This is a genomic window from Lentzea sp. NPDC054927, from assembly GCF_053610285.1.
The window spans coordinates 336,494-351,703 of sequence record NZ_JBSGXZ010000005.1 but is presented as its reverse complement, the minus strand read 5'-3'; the positions used below and the strand labels follow the sequence as shown (position 1 = coordinate 351,703).

The following is a 15,210-nucleotide window of genomic DNA, read 5'->3' as shown; positions in this document are numbered from 1 at the left end:
CCCAACGCAACAGGCGTGCCATCAACCCACGCACGGCGGAGGACCCCCAGATCAGATTGGCGGGGGTCTGGGGGCAGCGCCCCCAGGAAACGCACTCAACAGGAACTCGCCCTACGCAAGGTGACCACCCTCAAAAGCCGCGACCCGACGCCCCAACACCTTCTCAGTCCCACCAGTAGCGTCAAGCAACCGAATCAACGCCCGCTTCACCGCATCTCCACCATGCACATCCAACTCACCACGAAGCCGCCGACTGTCCTCAACCAACTGCCGCCCCCGCACCGTGAGCGCAGCACGACGCACCCGGCTGTCCACCCCGTCCAACACCCGCTCGACATACCCAAGTCGTTCCAACTCAACCAACTGCTTCGACGCAGCCTGCTGCGTGACCCCAAGCAGCTCGCCCAACTCGGAAACCGTAGGGGCACCCTCAACCAGATGCTGGATCACATACCCGTGCGAGACACGGACGCCGACGTACCCGATCTCATGCAGCCGAGCCAGAACCGCCTCGTTGGCGGAGCTACCGGCCAGGTAGGCGAGGGTCGCGAAATCGAGCCGCATCAGATCCACAACACGCATCCTGACATCGACACCACAATCGCACAACCAAGCTTGTACAACCCCTGTTGTACAACCCGCCTTGCACAACTACGGTTGTACACATGGACGCCATCACGTCACTGCACCGCGCACTCGAAGCCGGCCAGTCCGGCGACTCCCTACGCCACTACTTCACCACCGACGCCATCACCGTCGAACACCCGAACCCCATCAAACCCTCCGGAGCGCGAACACCTCTCAACGAGATGCTCGCAGCCTCCAAGAAGGGCACCGAGCTGCTGGCAACCCAGAAGTACGACGTGCACTCAACCCTGCGCTCCGGCGACACCCAGATCCTCCGCCTGACCTGGACCGGTGAGCTGCGAACCGGCCAGCGCCTCACCGCACACATCGCCCAGTTCGTCGAGACCCGCGACGGCCTGATCAGCTCTATCGAGACGTTCGACTGCTACGAGCCATTCTGAGCTCCTCCCCCTGCCACCTCCGCCGCAGCAACCGATCATGCGAAGCCACAACCACCGCCCCCGAATAACCAGCGAGCGCCGCTTCAAGCTCCTCCACCAACCCAAGCGACAGATGGTTAGTCGGCTCATCAAGCAACAGCACGTCAAACTCACCAACCAGCAACCGCGCCAAGGCAAGCCGCCGCCGTTGCCCGACCGACAACGCCCCCACCGGCAAAGCGAAGTCCGCAGCCCGAAACAGCCCCAACGACAACAACCGCTCAGCACTCCCACCGAACGCCGCCAGCACCGACTGCTTCGGCTCGCGCACAACGGTCTCCTGCGGCAGATACCCGACCACCCCATGACGCGCAACCGTCCCGCGGTCGAGCTCAAGAACACCAGCCAGCACGTCGAGCAACGTCGACTTGCCGACACCGTTCGCCCCGGTCACCAACAACCGTTGCCCAGCCTCGACAACCAACTCGTCAACGCACAACCGTCGATCAACCCGCGCCTCCTGCAGCCGAAGCACCACACCCTCGCGCACCGCCGCGTCAAGCGGGGCGTTGAGGTGCAACGGTTCCGGCGGCTTCGGCACCGGATCAGCGTGCAGCCGCTCCAGCCGTTCGGACGCGCTGCGCACCCGCGTGCGGATCGACGCCTGCACCCGGCGGCCGTCGCCGTTGTACTTGCACTTGTTGTGGTCCGGGATCGCCCGGCCCGGCGCGACCCGGTGCGCCGTCGTGCCGCGCCACTCTGTCCAGTGGCCGATCTCGCCCACCCACTCCGCGTACGCCTGCTCCCACCGCTGCCGCGCCGCCTTCTTCTCGGCGACATAGCCTGCGTAGCCGTTGCCGTAGCGGGAGATCCCGCGTTCGTCGACCTCGACGATCGCCGTGGCCACCCGTTCCAGCAGCAACCGGTCGTGCGTCACCACGACCACCGTGCCCCGGTGGGCCCGCAACCTGTTCTCCAGCCAGGCCAGCGCCTGGTCGTCGAGATGGTTCGTGGGCTCGTCGAGCAACAGTAGTTCGGGCTCGGCCGACAGCACACCGGCCAGCGCCAGCCTGGCCCGCTGCCCGCCGGACAACGTGCCGAGCCGCCTGTCCCGCGCCAGGAAACCAATACCCAGCGCGGACATCGCGGCCTCGACCCGTGCGTCCGCCGAGTAGCCGTCACGCAGCTCGAACGCCGTGAGCAGGTCGCCCAGCTCACCCAGCCGCTGTTGTTGCGCCGCGGCCGCGATCTGCTGTTCGAGCAACCGGATCTCGACGAGCGCGGCGTCGATCGCGTCGCCGACGGTGGCGTCGCCGGGCAGGTCGAGCACCTGCGCGAGGTACCCGACGCCGTCCGCGACGACGGTGATCTCACCGTCGTCCGGGACGTCCTGCCCGGCGATCAACCGCACCAGCGTGGACTTGCCGGAACCGTTCTCCCCGACCACACCGACTTTCTCGCCCGGCCGGACCGTCAGCGAGACGTCGTCGAGCACCCGCCGATGCGCATAGCTCCTGGTGATGGATTTGAGCGTCAACTGACCTGACATGTGACCCCCTGCTGTCCGAACGAACTCGGAAAGGACGCACGCGAACGTGCCTGCAGCGGAGTCAGAAGATCATGGAGTTGATGTTCCCATACACCGTACGAGTCGCGCAACGGAGTTAGCGAAGAGCGTCCACCAACGCGGTGTGCGCCTTCTTCGGGGTGATCGACGCGGTCCACGGCAGCGCGTTGCCCGGCAGCGCCGGATAACGGTTCGTCGTGGCTGTCGAGCCGTACCGGTCGGTGAAGCCCCACGAGGTGAACCCGGTGCAGTTCGACTCCTGCCGGCACACCGCGAGCCGTTCACCGAACTGCTTGGCCTGCAACGTCTGATCGGCCGTCACCACGTCCATTTCGGACACTCGGACCTTCAGCCCCAGCTCCGCCAACGCCCGCACGTGCTTGCGGAACGTCTCGGCCGGCACCCGGTCGCCCGCCTCGTACTCGTGGCTCTGCAGGCCGACGCCGTCGATCGGCACGCCGTCCTGCTTGAGCTTCTTCACCAGGGCGTACAACGCCTTCCAGCGCGGTCCGTCCGCTTCGGCGCCGTACTCGTTGAGATACAGCACGGCACCCGGATCCACCGCTCGCGCGGCACGGAAGGCCTGGGCGATGTAGTCGGCACCCATCGCCTGGTGCCACAGGTTGTGCTCCAGACCGTCCGCGTTGTCCTCGTTCATCGGCTCGTTGACGACGTCCCACTCCGTCACGCGGCCCTTGAAGTGCGCGGCGACGGCCTTGATGTGGTCCGTCATCACGGTTTTCTTGTCCGGCGCCGACCTCATCCACGTCGGCAGCGCCTCGAACCACACCAGCGTGTGCGCGTGCACCGCGATGTTGTTGGCACGGGCGAAGTCCACGATCGCGTCGGCCTCCTCGAACGCGAACACCCCGCGCGTGGGCTGCACGAACTGCGGTTTCATGTCGTTCTCGGGAGTGATCAGGTTGAACTGTTCACCCGCCGTCGCGCGATATGCATCGTCGGCCACCAACGGCGCGACCGCCAGCGCACTGCCCACGCCCACCTTGCGCGGCAACGCTTCCGCGCGCGACCGCAGCGAGCCGGACACGGTCTTCTGCTTCCAGTCCGGCGCTTTCCGGATGCCCGTGGCACCCGTGGCCGTCAACGACTTCAGCTTCCACGACCCGTCCGCGCCGAACCACACCTGGCCCGACGCGAACACGCCGGAATCCGGCACCGTCCCGAGCTGCTGGCCCCCGGCCGAGAACTCCAGCGTCGAACCGGAACGCTTCACGCGCACCGCGACGTCACCGGACAACCCGGAGCCGAACTTCTTGGTCTGCACGGGTTTGTCGCCCTTGCCGTTCCACACGGCGACGTCCAGCTTCCCGCCGGCGATCCCGACCCGGACGCTCGGCGGTTCCTGCCGCCACTCGTCGTAGATGATCGGCGGCGAGCCGTAGAGCTGCAGGAATCCGGTCCCGGACATGGTCGCGTCGACCTGGAACGTGCCGTTGACCAGCAGCCGCGGGCCGAGCAGGTTGACCGGCGGATTGGCCTGGGACCGCTGGCCCTCGGTGGCGACGATCCACCGGTCCAGCGGCCGGATCTGGACGCCGTCCGCGGTCCGGGTGGCGCCCGCGAAGTGCGACCAGTCCTGGCCCGCCAGCAGATCCAGCGAGGCCTGTGGCACGGCCGGTGTCCCGGCCGCGACCAACAGTGCAACGAAAATGGGCAGCATCGAACCCCTCCTGTGGTGGTGCGTGGACCGCACAGGCGGCGGCGGAACCGCGCGGTGAACTCAGTTGGCGGCGGAAACCCTGGTGGTGACGAGATCGGCGAGCACGGCGTCGAGCCCGGTGGCGACGGCGCCGGTGAGGATGGCGGCCTCGCCCAGCAGCGAGGTCTTGATGGCGGGCGGGTAGGCCGAGAGCTTGGTCATCGCGGCACGCACGGGCCGGGCGAGCAGGTCGCCGTTCAACCCGATGCCACCACCCAGCACGATCAACGACAGATCGACGACCGACGAGATCCTGGCGGCGTGTTCGGCGATCCGCGCCGCCTCCCACGCGACGAGGTGCAACGCGCGTTCGTCACCACCGCGCGCCGCGATCATGACCTCCTCCGTGGTGACAAACTCGGAGTGCTGCCAGATGTGCGCGAGGAACGCGTCCGCGGCGGGGCTGTCGGACCGGAACCGCTGCCCTTCCGGCACGTGGTCGATCTCGCCGGCGGCCCCGTTCACGCCCCGGTGCAGCCGGCCGCCGAGCACGAGCCCGGCCCCGACGCCGCTGCCGATCGACAGGAACGCGAAGTCGCCCGCGTCGAGCCCCGCCCCGCGCCAGCCCTCCCCGACGGCGGCGAGGTTGATGTCGTTCTCCGCGACGACCGGCAACTCCAGCGCGGCCGAGAGCTCGGCCTGCGCCGCGAACCCTTCCAGCGCGTCCTGGTTGGCGTCGTGCACGATTCCGGTGCGCGGGTCGATCACGCCGCCGATGCCGATCGTGGCGACCTCCGGCACGGACCCGGCCGCCTCGACGAGCGCGTCCCGCACCAGCACCGCCATCTCCAGCACGTGGGCGGGCGCGTTGCCGCTCACCGGCTGGTCGAGCCGCGCCAGCACCGTTCCGTCGAGGTCGGCGACGCAGCCGCGCAGGTACCGGCTGCCGAGGTCGAGCGCCAGCACCGTCGCCGCGCCCGCCCGCGGCCCGAAGTACACCGCGTCGTACCCCGCCGCGTCCTCCGGCCGCGGCACCTCCTCGACCAGCCCGGCGCCGAGCAACGCGTCGATCGCGCGGTTCGCGGTCGGCTTGGACATCCCCAGGTACCGCGCGAGCTGCGCGCGACTCAACGGATGCGCCCGCCGAATCGCCTGGTAGACGGCCTGCACGTTCGTCTCCCGCACATGCGCGCCGGTCACGGCTCCAGTCATGTCGCCAAACTAGTAACGAGACGTTACTGGTGTCTAGAGGCACTCGTTCACATACCGCTCGCATACCGGTCCTCATACCCGCGCGCTGTTGCCTGACGCCGTTCCTCGACGAAGGGAGACCGGCGATGACCGGCGAGAGGCAGTACAGCCGCCGAGCGATGGGCAGGCTGGCGGCGGGCGCCATCGCGGCGGCGGGCATGGCGTCGTTGCCGGGGCAGGCATCGGCGGCACCGCACTACCGCGCGCACGGCCCGTTGCTGACCGATGGCTACCAGACGTGGATCGACGCGATCAACAACCAGGCGGCCAACCTCGCCAAGGTCGTCACCGGCTGGGGCACCCCGGGCCCCGGTCCGTGGGCGAACTACCGCGACCACGTGTGGACCGCCGCGGGCGCCTCGAACTTCCTCATCGTCCGCACGGTCACCGGCGACACCGACAACGTGATCGACCCGAACCGCGCGGTCGCGGAGATCCGCGACTCCCGCTTCTTCGAGTACAAGGCCCTCCGCTCGGGCGCCGACAAGTGCATCATCGAGCTGGGCAACGAGCCGAACATCCGCGTGGCCGATCCGTGGGTCTACGGCTACAACCTCGGCGTGACGATCGACCGCATCCGGGAGACCTTCCCCGGCGCCAAGATCTGCGGCACCGCGCTCTCGCCGAACAAGGGCACCAATCCGGACACCTGGTACGGCAACCCGAACTTCGTCAACGCCATCAAGAAGTGCGACTTCGTGGGCGTGCACTTCTACAGCAACGCCGACGACGGCAGCTTCGCGAGCCAGGGCAGTTGGAACGAGCTGACCTACAGCGAAACGCTCTCGCGGTGCGCCTCGAAGTGGCCGGGCAAGCCGGTGATCGCGACCGAGTACTCGATCAGGACCACCGCGCTCACGCCGTACCAGAAGGGCTACAAGTACGGGAACTTCATCCACTTCGACGACTCGGTGGCCAGCAGCCTGTGGGGCGCCACCTACTACCACGTGCAGACCAATCCGGGTGGGGTCGACTTCCACGAGAACGTCGGTTCCGAAGGGGCGCGCGGCTACCGCAAACGGCTGTCCGAAGGTGGCCTCTGAGATAGACTGATGGCCGTTCTACCTGGGGGTTCAGGTTGCATCGGCACATCAGGACGGTCGACGACGTCCTCACTTTGCTCGACGGTCTTTTCGCACCGGACGCCGACCGCTGGACCGAGCGGGCTGGCGACTGGTGGGACGGCTTCTACGAGGACCGGGATCGCGAGGTCCCGTTCTTCGTGGCCAAGCCGGACGAGAACCTCGCGGGCTACCTGGAGCGCGGCCTGATCACTCCCGGCCGCGCCCTCGACGTCGGCTGCGGGCCCGGCCGCAACGCCCTCTTCCTGGCGCGCAACGGGTTCCAGGTCGACGCCGTGGACATCTCCGCCACCGCCATCGCGTGGGCCACCGAACGCGGCGAGGGGCTGGACATCCGGTTCCGCCACGGCGACGCGTTCGCGAGCGAGGGCTCGTACGACCTGATCTACGACTCCGGCTGCTTCCACCACCTGCCACCACACCGCCGGATCAGCTACCTCGCGCTGCTCGGCCGCGCGCTCAAGCCCGGCGGCCACTTCGCGCTGACCTGCTTCACCGCCGAGGAGGGCACCGCCACCCCGGACGCCGAGCTGTACCGGCAGACCGGCCTGTCCGGCGGCGTCGGGTACCAGCCAGACGAGCTGCGGTGGATCTTCCAGGACCTCACCGAGGTGGAGCTGCGCCGGATGACCGACCAGCCGGCGGACTCGGCGACGTTCGGCAAGCCGTTCCTGTGGACCGCGCTCTTCCGCAACCCCTGATGCTCCACTCAGGACAAGCGTCACGCTGCCCCGTCGCGGCGACCGGACACCGGCGTCCGGCAGGCGGAAACACGCAGGCCCGCCACCTGCGAAAGTAGGGTCAGCGCCCTGCTCCCGTAGGTGATCCGAGGCACAATCGCGGCAGTATCGTCAGGCGCGTGAGACGGGCCGGAGACCTGGCGCTCGTGCTGCTGGTGGCAGCGCGCGACTTCACGCTGCCGTCGGCCCTGGTAATCGCTTTCCCCATGACGTTGTCGATCGGCGCCGGCGTGGTCGTGATCGCCGGGCTGGGCGGCCTCTACCTGGGTACCCGGCGCAGGCTCGCACGGGCCCTGGCCGAGCGCGAACGCGAACTTGTGGCCGAGCGCGCCCGTGCCGACGAACGCACCCGGCTCGCCGCCGAGATGCACGACGTCGTCACCCACCGCCTCAACCTGATGGTGCTGCACGCCGGCGCGATGCGCGTGGCGGCCAAGGACGACGGCACCCGCCAGGCCGCCGAGGAACTGCGCACCGCGGGCTGCCAGGCGTTGACCGAACTGCGCGACCTCGTCGGCGTCCTGCGCAACGGCCGCAAGCCCCGCATCCCGGACGTCCTGCCCGACCGCCTCTCCAGCCTGGTGGCCGACTCCGCCGCCACCGGCCTGGAAATCACCCTGACCGAACACGGCGACGCCGACATCGTCTCCCCCGCCGTGCGCCGCACGATGTACCGGGTGGTCCAGGAATCCCTGACCAACGTGCACAAACACGCCCCCGGCGCCCAGACCGAGATCACCATCCACTGTGGACCGAGCACGGTCCGCGCGGTCATCCGCAACACCGCCCCGCCGGCCACCCCGGACAGCGCGATTCCCCGCTCCGGCACCGGTTTGCTCGGCCTGCGCGGCCGGGTGGAGATGGTCGGCGGCACCCTCACGGCGGGCCCGACGGACGACGGCGGTTACCTGGTGGACGCGGTGCTGCCCGCGTTCGTGCCCACCTGATCACTCGTCGGAAGCGCGAACCGCCCGGCACGCCAGATGAACCGCGAGCCGCTCGTCCGGGTTCAGCAGACTGACCCCGAGCAGCTGCTCGACCCGGTTGATCCGCTGCGCCACCGTGTTCCGGTGCACCTTCAACCGCACCGCCGCCGAGGACGTCACCGACTCCTCGTCCAGGTACACGGCCAGCGTGCGCAGCAGCTGGCCGTCCTCCACGCCCGCCAGCGGTTCCAGCAGCCGGGTCGCCTGCTCGACCAGCGCGGGTGTCTCGGCCGCCATCGACAACAGTCGCCGCACGCCGAGTTCGTCGATGTGCACGACCCGCACCGACCCGGTCATCGCGGCGGCCTCGCGTGCTTCGGCCAGCGTGCGGCCCACGCCGGACGAACCGGGATGCGGCCTGCCGACGCCCGCCACGAGCTGGCAGGAGCCCAGCACCTGGGCGAGCCTCGTGGTCAGTTCGCGGTGCTGGGACTGCGGTGGCTCGGCGTCGTTGGTGAGCCAGAACGACCAGCCCTCCGCGCCCTCGACGAGCTGGCCGTGCAGGCCGCGCCGGGACAGCTCGACGCGCAGCCGTTCGGTGTTGGTGGCGTCGATGCAGCCCGATGCGGGCGGGTTCAGGGTCGCGTAGACGCCCGTGTGCCAGCCGTCGAGCCGCCACCCGGCAAGCACGGCCTGCTGCACCAGGTGTGGCGGCACGTCGTCACCGGAGGCGAGCAGCTCGGACAGCAGCGAGGCGCGGGAACGGGCACGGCGTTCGGTTTCGAGGCGTTCGGAGGCGACCCAGTTTCCCAGCGCCCAGGAGGCGACCTGGCTGATCTGCATGACGGTCTCGGCCCAGCGCTTGTTGCGGCCGCGGGCGTGCGAGACCAGCCACAGGTGCACGTGGCCGGTCCGGTCGGTCTCCACCGGCACCGCCACGGCGAAACCCTCGGCCATCTCGACGGTGGTGGCGACCGAGCCGATCAGCAGGTCCGGCGGCAGGCCCGGTGGGGACACGCCCTCGATCGCGGTGCCGTCCGCGCTGATCACGGCGCACGTCACGTGCAGCTCGCCGGACAGGATCGTGATGACGGACCGCGGATCCGGCCGGCTGCGGCCCAATCGCGCGGTGACGGCGTTCAGCAGCCGGGCCGCCGCGACCTCGGGACGCCGCACGGCGGTGCGCAACGCATCGGCGACCAGCAGCGGGTCGTCCGCCTTGGTCTGCAGGAGCGGCACGCCGAGCCGGTTCGCGAACGAGATCGTTGCGGCGGAAGGAGAGTGGTAGGAGCCCGTCGACGGCCGTACGAGCACGACGGCCCGCACGTCCGCGCTGTACGCCCGCCGCAACGCCACCTCGACCAGATACGGCTGGTTCCCGGTGAGGATCACCATGTCGCCCGCCGAGCACGCCTCCACGGCCGTCATGTCCGCCGCCAGCCGCACGTCCGCGACCTCGGTGTCGACGCCGCGCTCGCCCGCCAGCAGCGACGCCTCGCCGAGCACGCCGATCTCCAGCAGGTCGCGCACGGTCAGGGAGTCGGCGTCGTCGATCATGGGACGTCCCGGAACGGCAGGTAGTCGAGGTCGTAGCCGAACGCCCGCGGGTCGACCCGCCCGAGCATCTCCGGCCGGACCCACTGCGCCGGCGATGGGAGCGCTACCACGTCGACCACCGCGCCGAACGTGAGCCGCTCGGTCGTCAGCGGGTGGCCGGACTCGGCGTCCAGGCAGCACAGCAGATCAGGCGTCGTCACGAGCGGCTCGCCGTCCGCGAGCGCGACGAGGTACTCACCCTGCATCTCCAGGCGCACGTACGCATCGTCGGCGTCCAAACAGCGCAGCGCCACCGTTCCGCGCGGAAAGTCCCCGACGGACTCGCGCCACACTTCGACGACCTTTCCCCGCGTGACGAGGAAACCGCCCGAGGACTTGGCCCGTTCGTCGACTGAAACCGCTTGCTGCGACCAGATCTCGCCGAGTTCCAACGCCCGTGCAAGCGAGCCCGTTATGCCTGCTTTGAGCGCGTCTGCGAGTTTCAACGGCTTCGCGACCATCATCGCCCAGCCGCCGAAGTCGACCATCACGGTGCGGGCCAGCTTCTCGATGCCGGTCGCGTCCAGCACGGCCCGGTTACCGCTGGGTTCGGTGATGGCCAACGGGGTCGTGGGCAGCCCGGCCGCGTCGTAGGTCGTCTGGTCGATCCGTGGGAACGCTCTCCCCATCCCGTCCACGTCGACGTACGGCAGGCCCAGCCGCGCGGCCAGGATCAGCGGCAACAGCCCGTTGCAGCCGCCGACCTCCCACCCGATGACGGCCGTCGCGCGCGTGGAGTCGTGCGCCTGCAACGCCTTCAGGGCCTCCTCGGCCTCCAGGCCGGACGGCAGCTTCTCGATCATCACGGTCGGCGCGCCGATCAGGCCCACCCGTGCGCCGTAGCCGTCCGGGTCCGCCTCTTCCGGCGAAAGCACCGTGACAGGCCCGCTTTGTCGCATTTCGTGCCGGAGCATCGCGGCGAACGCGTGGGTTTCGTGCTCGCCACCTCCCCCGCCGCTGCCGAGCATGACCACGCCCAGAGCGAGCCGGTCTACCTCGTCGGGCTGGAGCAGGTGCATGCGCGGGACTGTAGTGCGGCCCGCGCTCGCGCGAGAAGCTATCGGTGCGGCGCGCCGTCGAGCACGAGATCGCCGACGGCCCTCGCCCGCACGCGGCTCGCGTTGCCGGGCAGGTAGGCCAGCGGGATCTCCTCGACCTCGACGATCCGCACGCTGCCCGCCCTCGCGCCCGCCGCCACCGCCCTGTCCACGGCCTCCTGACGGGCCGCGTCGAGCACCTCGTCGCGGCGCGCCGGATCCATCGTGAACACCCGGTCGACCTCGCCGCCGACCTGGGCGATCGCGGCGCCGATGGCGTTGGCGAACGCGTGGTGCTCGGGCCTGATCATGTCGCTGACGCCCTCGATCTTGTCCGGCACCAGGACGCTCCCGCCACCGACCAGCACCACCGGCAACGGCGCCGGGCTCGTGCGCATGCGATCGACCCGGGTGGCGATCCGGTCGCAGACGTGGTCGAGCACCGAGCCGACGAGCGTGCGGTCGAGGTGGCGCACGAGCGCCGGATCGCCGATGTCCGCGAGGCCGGCCGCCACGGCGATGTCCGTGGCGGTCAGCATGTCGCCGCCGAACACCAAAGCCTGCTGGGACAACCGGAAGCCGACGCTGCCCGGTCCCACCTCGACGCCACCGGCCCGCTCGCGCACGACACTGCCGCCGCCGAGCCCGAACGACAGCACGTCGGGCATCCGGAAGTTCGTGCGCACCCCGCTGATCAGCACCTGCGACGAGGCTTCGCGCGGGAAACCGTTGTGCAGCATGCCGACGTCGGTCGTCGTGCCGCCGACGTCGATCACCACGCAATCGTCCAAACCGGACAGGAACGCGCCGCCGCGCATCGAGTTCGTCGGGCCGGAGGAGAACGTGGCGACCGGGTAGCAGCGCGCGTACTCGAGGTCCATCAGCGTGCCGTCGTTCTGGCTGAGGTAGAGCGGGGCGTCGATGCCTTGTGCCGTCAGTGATTCGGTGAGCCCGTCGGCGATCTGCTCGGCGAGCTCGCGCAGGGCCGCGTTGATGATCGTCGCGTTCTCGCGCTCCAGCAGGCCGAGCCGGCCGATCTCGTGCGAGAAGCTGACGAACAGGTCCGGCACCTCGGCGGTGATGATCTCCGCGGCCTGCCGTTCGAGATCTCCGTTGACCAGCGAGAACACCGACGAGATGGCGACCGACCGCACGCCCTTCGCGGCGATGTCGGTGGCGACGCCGCGCAGCTCGTCCTCGTCGAGCGGCGAGATGATCCGGCCGTCGTACTCGTAGCCGCCGTGGCAGAGGTACGCGTGCCCGCCGATGACCTCACGCAGCCGCTCCGGCCAGTCGACGAACGGCGGAAGTGCTTTGGTGGCGGGAAGTCCGAGCCGCACCGCCGCCGTCTGAGCAAGCCCTCTGCCCTCGACGACGGCGTTGACGAAGTGCGTCGTGCCGATCATGACCGCTTTGATCGCCGCGGCGTCGAACACGAACGCCTGCCGCAGTCCGCTGACCGCCTCGACGATCCCGGTGGTGACGTCGGCCGTCGTCGTTCGCTTGCACTCGGCCAGAACACGGCGTCCCTCGACGAGAACGGCGTCGGTGTTGGTGCCGCCGACGTCGATGCCGATGTGCATGAGCGAAACCACCCCTCAGGCGGCCTTCGCCTCTCCGACCACCTTACGGTTGGTGGCCCGCCGCGTCCTCATCCGCAGGAGGTCCAATCTGCCGGCTGAGACGTACAGGGCGAACGCCAGCACCAGCGAGTTCACACTGGACTGCCCGAACGGCACCAGCTCACCGACGATCGCGGCGGCCGGCCAGATGACCACGGTCGCCGGCACCCACGAGGGCGCCGACCGCGGCACGAGCGGTCGCGTGGAGATGATCTCGTTGCGCCAGCGCCGTACGACGTAGTACTCGGCGATCATGATCCCGGTGACGGGCGGGAACACCACGCCCAGCAACACCAGGAAGTGGCTGAACTGCGCGACGATCCCCGCAGCGGCGAGGAAACTGCCCGCGCACCCCACCATCACGGTCACCTGCGCCCGGCTGATCCGCACCGCGAACACCGCGTCGAAGAAGTTCACGAGCCCGAGCGACGCCGAGTAGAGGTTCCAGTCGTTGATCTTCAACACCGCGGTGACCACGATCAGCGCGCCGATCCACCCGCTGGAGCGGCCGATGACACCGGCGATGTCCGTGGTGCCCAGCCCGTGCGCGATGATCACCCCGGCCAGCCCGATGACGAACTCACCGGCCGTGATGCCCAGAACGGTCTGCTTGACGACGTCCCGCGTGGAACGGTTGAAGCGCGTCATGTCCGGCGCGATGGCCGCACCCACGATGAAACTCCCGGTGACCAGCGTGACCGCGGTCAGCATCCCGATCGACGGCCCCGGCGCCGGGCTCGTCAGAACGGCGCCGACATCGTTGACGTTGGCCACCACGACCCACCCGAGCAGCCCCAGGAACGCAGGCACTGCCACGTACGCCGTCCACGCCATCCACCGCACCCCGTAGGCCGCGATGATCGTGACCACGATCCCGAAGATCAACGACCACACCGGCGCCGGCAACACTCCCGCGACGTCCGCGAGCGTGCCGCCCGCCAGCCCGGTCTGCACCCCGAACCACCCGGTGCAGGACAACGCGATGATCAGCCCGAGCATCGCCGACCCCGCGTGCCCGAACCCCGTCCAGCGCGTGAGGATCGCGGTCGACAGCCCTTCCCGCTGCCCGATGACGCCCACCGCGACAGCCACGGCGTTGAGCAGCACCGCCCCGATCGCGAGCGCGAGGAAGGCGTCCCAGAACGTCATGCCGAACCCGAGTGTCGCGCCCAGCAGCAACTGGCTCAGCGCGGACGTCTGCCCGAAGCGCTGGGTCGCGACTGACAACCACGGGTGCCGCGCCTGGTCAGGGACACGGCTGAGCGCCTGGTCGTCATGCCCGAGAAGAGCGGCCATGAACGTCCCTCCGCCCTGTGATCGACAAGTCGGACAGTAATGGCCGACCCACGATCGAGCTACAGACAATGTGCACTGTCGGAGGAATCATCACCTTGCGATTCGCACAGGCCGCCTAATTCATCGCCAGCTTGATTCGCCGCCGAGCCACCAGCCGAGTGTGGTGCACATCGACCCCGACCCCCAGCCCAGGCCGCCGCTCGAACCGGTCATAACTGCGGCTGAGCAGCCAATGAGCCGCCTCAGCCGTGATCGACTCCAACCGCACCTGCTGCTTGAGCCGCTCCAGCGCCTCGTCGACCTGACGCGTCAAGAACGCATGCCGCGTGAGGCTGCCACTGATTTCATCGATCATGAAAACCATCGCGTGCGGCTCAGCCCCGTACGAATAACTGCACAGCAGTGCCAGATATCCCGCGTCGATCGACCGATCCCCGATCCAGCACTCCCCGAACCGCAACGCCCCAAGATCCCACTGCGGCTCTCGCTGCTGTTGCGCCGCTTCCCTGGCCCACCGCGCAGGCCTGCCAGGCAACAAGTGCGCGAGCGCCGTGAGCATCGCCGCACTACGCCGGCTCGGCACCTCCTGCAGGTGCCGCACGACGACTTCCCACAACTCCTCGTTGTCCGCGAACGGCCCCACGAACGCACTGACCTGCAGCTCGACCTCGAGCGGATCGGTGAGCTGCGGCAACGGGCGCCCGGCGTCCACCACCGCCTGCTGCATGGGGGTCAGCCTCGTCCGCACGGGCGCGAGGTTAGACCGAACGGCGCAACGCGACCCCGTCCTTGATCCACGCCACTTCCCGGTTCACCACATCGAGGTCACCGCACGCAGCCCGTCGACGAGCAGCTCAGCTGGAATCTCGAACTGGACCCCGCCCTGCGCGGTCACGAGCAGCGTGACGGGCCGCTCCAGCGCATCCACCACCACAGCCAGCTCCACTCCGCGAAACCGGTGCCAATGAGGCGGCCAGTCACGCGGCCTCGCCCGTTTCGAAGCGAAGACATCGATGACGTCACCGCGCATCACCAGATGTTCTCGTGGCTTGCGAGCCGGATCGGCGGGCAGCACGAGCTCGGCCGCCAGCACTGCGTCCACCAGCTCTCGCTTCTCCTCGTATCCGCGATGCACGAGGTACATCAGCGACTCGAGTTCGTTCTCGAAGGCGATCTCACGTGGCTGATACCGAGGATTCTGCACGTACTGATCGGTGATCTCACCCCGAGCATCCACGAGATACCGTCCGATCACGGCCTCCGCGGGAACACCGGCCGCGCTGTCGTGCGCTGGGTCGACAACGTGCAGCCAGTTGTTGGGTACGCGACGGGCGCGCTCCCGCATCTCACGAGTGATGAGCGGCTTGATCATGCACACATTGTGCCGAACCGTGCGCGGAGAGTGCGCATGAATGGGATCATCCAG

General features: G+C 69.0%; 14 protein-coding genes. 4 read left to right on the top strand and 10 right to left on the bottom strand.

Annotated features, from left to right (window positions below):
* Nucleotides 1–111: 111 nt before the first annotated feature.
* A complete protein-coding gene (locus ACWGE0_RS11715) occupies nt 112–564 on the bottom strand; it encodes a MarR family winged helix-turn-helix transcriptional regulator (RefSeq protein ID WP_452260851.1) in 453 nt (150 codons plus the stop codon).
* Between the two features lie 101 nt (nt 565–665).
* Between ACWGE0_RS11715 and ACWGE0_RS11710 the strand changes: the two genes are divergently transcribed.
* On the top strand, nt 666–1,028 hold the full coding sequence (locus ACWGE0_RS11710) for a nuclear transport factor 2 family protein (RefSeq protein ID WP_452260838.1): 363 nt from the start codon (nt 666–668) through the stop codon (nt 1,026–1,028).
* Here the strand turns inward: ACWGE0_RS11710 and ACWGE0_RS11705 are convergent.
* The 3 genes from ACWGE0_RS11705 to ACWGE0_RS11695 form a co-directional block, all read right to left on the bottom strand.
* Nucleotides 994–2,556, bottom strand: coding sequence for an ABC-F family ATP-binding cassette domain-containing protein (locus tag ACWGE0_RS11705; RefSeq protein ID WP_452260837.1), 1,563 nt, complete (start codon nt 2,554–2,556; stop codon nt 994–996). The genes ACWGE0_RS11710 and ACWGE0_RS11705 overlap by 35 nt on opposite strands.
* Nucleotides 2,557–2,671: 115 nt before the next feature.
* Nucleotides 2,672–4,255 carry an endo-1,4-beta-xylanase gene (locus tag ACWGE0_RS11700; RefSeq protein WP_452260836.1) on the bottom strand — a complete coding sequence of 528 codons (1,584 nt, stop codon included), beginning with the start codon at nt 4,253–4,255 and terminating at the stop codon, nt 2,672–2,674.
* A 60-nt stretch (nt 4,256–4,315) separates the two neighbouring features.
* Nucleotides 4,316–5,446 (bottom strand): ROK family transcriptional regulator, encoded by a 1,131-nt coding sequence (locus tag ACWGE0_RS11695; protein ID WP_452260835.1) that lies wholly within the window; start codon nt 5,444–5,446, stop codon nt 4,316–4,318.
* A gap of 125 nt (nt 5,447–5,571) precedes the next feature.
* Here ACWGE0_RS11695 and ACWGE0_RS11690 point away from each other — a divergent pair, with 125 nt between their 5' ends.
* The 3 genes from ACWGE0_RS11690 (at nt 5,572) to ACWGE0_RS11680 (ending at nt 8,254) form a co-directional block, all read left to right on the top strand.
* Nucleotides 5,572–6,528: a hypothetical protein gene (locus tag ACWGE0_RS11690; protein ID WP_452260834.1), complete on the top strand. Its 957-nt coding sequence runs from the start codon at nt 5,572–5,574 to the stop codon at nt 6,526–6,528.
* A gap of 35 nt (nt 6,529–6,563) precedes the next feature.
* Nucleotides 6,564–7,268 carry a class I SAM-dependent methyltransferase gene (locus ACWGE0_RS11685; protein ID WP_452260833.1) on the top strand — a complete coding sequence of 235 codons (705 nt, stop codon included), beginning with the start codon at nt 6,564–6,566 and terminating at the stop codon, nt 7,266–7,268.
* Between the two features lie 158 nt (nt 7,269–7,426).
* Complete coding sequence (locus ACWGE0_RS11680; RefSeq protein ID WP_452260832.1) at nt 7,427–8,254, top strand: sensor histidine kinase; 828 nt, start codon at nt 7,427–7,429, stop codon at nt 8,252–8,254.
* Here ACWGE0_RS11680 and ACWGE0_RS11675 read toward each other — a convergent pair whose 3' ends face one another.
* The 6 genes from ACWGE0_RS11675 to ACWGE0_RS11650 form a co-directional block, all read right to left on the bottom strand.
* Entirely contained in the window at nt 8,255–9,790 is a 1,536-nt protein-coding gene (locus ACWGE0_RS11675) for a helix-turn-helix domain-containing protein (protein ID WP_452260831.1), read from the bottom strand. It lies immediately after the preceding gene.
* Nucleotides 9,787–10,848 carry a DUF917 domain-containing protein gene (locus ACWGE0_RS11670; RefSeq protein WP_452260830.1) on the bottom strand — a complete coding sequence of 354 codons (1,062 nt, stop codon included), beginning with the start codon at nt 10,846–10,848 and terminating at the stop codon, nt 9,787–9,789. Before ACWGE0_RS11670 ends, ACWGE0_RS11675 begins: the two co-directional genes overlap by 4 nt.
* 38 nt (nt 10,849–10,886) lie before the next feature.
* Nucleotides 10,887–12,449 carry a hydantoinase/oxoprolinase N-terminal domain-containing protein gene (locus ACWGE0_RS11665; RefSeq protein WP_452260829.1) on the bottom strand — a complete coding sequence of 521 codons (1,563 nt, stop codon included), beginning with the start codon at nt 12,447–12,449 and terminating at the stop codon, nt 10,887–10,889.
* A 15-nt stretch (nt 12,450–12,464) separates the two neighbouring features.
* The gene (locus tag ACWGE0_RS11660) at nt 12,465–13,784 is read right to left on the bottom strand and encodes a purine-cytosine permease family protein (RefSeq protein ID WP_452260828.1); all 1,320 of its coding nucleotides are present in this window, start codon (nt 13,782–13,784) and stop codon (nt 12,465–12,467) included.
* A gap of 115 nt (nt 13,785–13,899) precedes the next feature.
* Nucleotides 13,900–14,532: a hypothetical protein gene (locus ACWGE0_RS11655; RefSeq protein WP_452260827.1), complete on the bottom strand. Its 633-nt coding sequence runs from the start codon at nt 14,530–14,532 to the stop codon at nt 13,900–13,902.
* A 63-nt stretch (nt 14,533–14,595) separates the two neighbouring features.
* Nucleotides 14,596–15,156: a type VII secretion system-associated protein gene (locus ACWGE0_RS11650; protein ID WP_452260826.1), complete on the bottom strand. Its 561-nt coding sequence runs from the start codon at nt 15,154–15,156 to the stop codon at nt 14,596–14,598.
* Nucleotides 15,157–15,210: the final 54 nt, after the last annotated feature.

Coding starts and splice junctions, on each gene's coding strand:
- ACWGE0_RS11715 (WP_452260851.1), bottom strand. CDS start 564: ATGCGGCTCGATTTCGCGACCCTCGCCTACCTGGCCGGTAGCTCCGCC.
- ACWGE0_RS11710 (WP_452260838.1), top strand. CDS start 666: ATGGACGCCATCACGTCACTGCACCGCGCACTCGAAGCCGGCCAGTCC.
- ACWGE0_RS11705 (WP_452260837.1), bottom strand. CDS start 2,556: ATGTCAGGTCAGTTGACGCTCAAATCCATCACCAGGAGCTATGCGCAT.
- ACWGE0_RS11700 (WP_452260836.1), bottom strand. CDS start 4,255: ATGCTGCCCATTTTCGTTGCACTGTTGGTCGCGGCCGGGACACCGGCC.
- ACWGE0_RS11695 (WP_452260835.1), bottom strand. CDS start 5,446: ATGACTGGAGCCGTGACCGGCGCGCATGTGCGGGAGACGAACGTGCAG.
- ACWGE0_RS11690 (WP_452260834.1), top strand. CDS start 5,572: ATGACCGGCGAGAGGCAGTACAGCCGCCGAGCGATGGGCAGGCTGGCG.
- ACWGE0_RS11675 (WP_452260831.1), bottom strand. CDS start 9,790: ATGATCGACGACGCCGACTCCCTGACCGTGCGCGACCTGCTGGAGATC.
- ACWGE0_RS11670 (WP_452260830.1), bottom strand. CDS start 10,848: ATGCACCTGCTCCAGCCCGACGAGGTAGACCGGCTCGCTCTGGGCGTG.
- ACWGE0_RS11665 (WP_452260829.1), bottom strand. CDS start 12,449: ATGCACATCGGCATCGACGTCGGCGGCACCAACACCGACGCCGTTCTC.
- ACWGE0_RS11660 (WP_452260828.1), bottom strand. CDS start 13,784: ATGGCCGCTCTTCTCGGGCATGACGACCAGGCGCTCAGCCGTGTCCCT.
- ACWGE0_RS11650 (WP_452260826.1), bottom strand. CDS start 15,156: ATGATCAAGCCGCTCATCACTCGTGAGATGCGGGAGCGCGCCCGTCGC.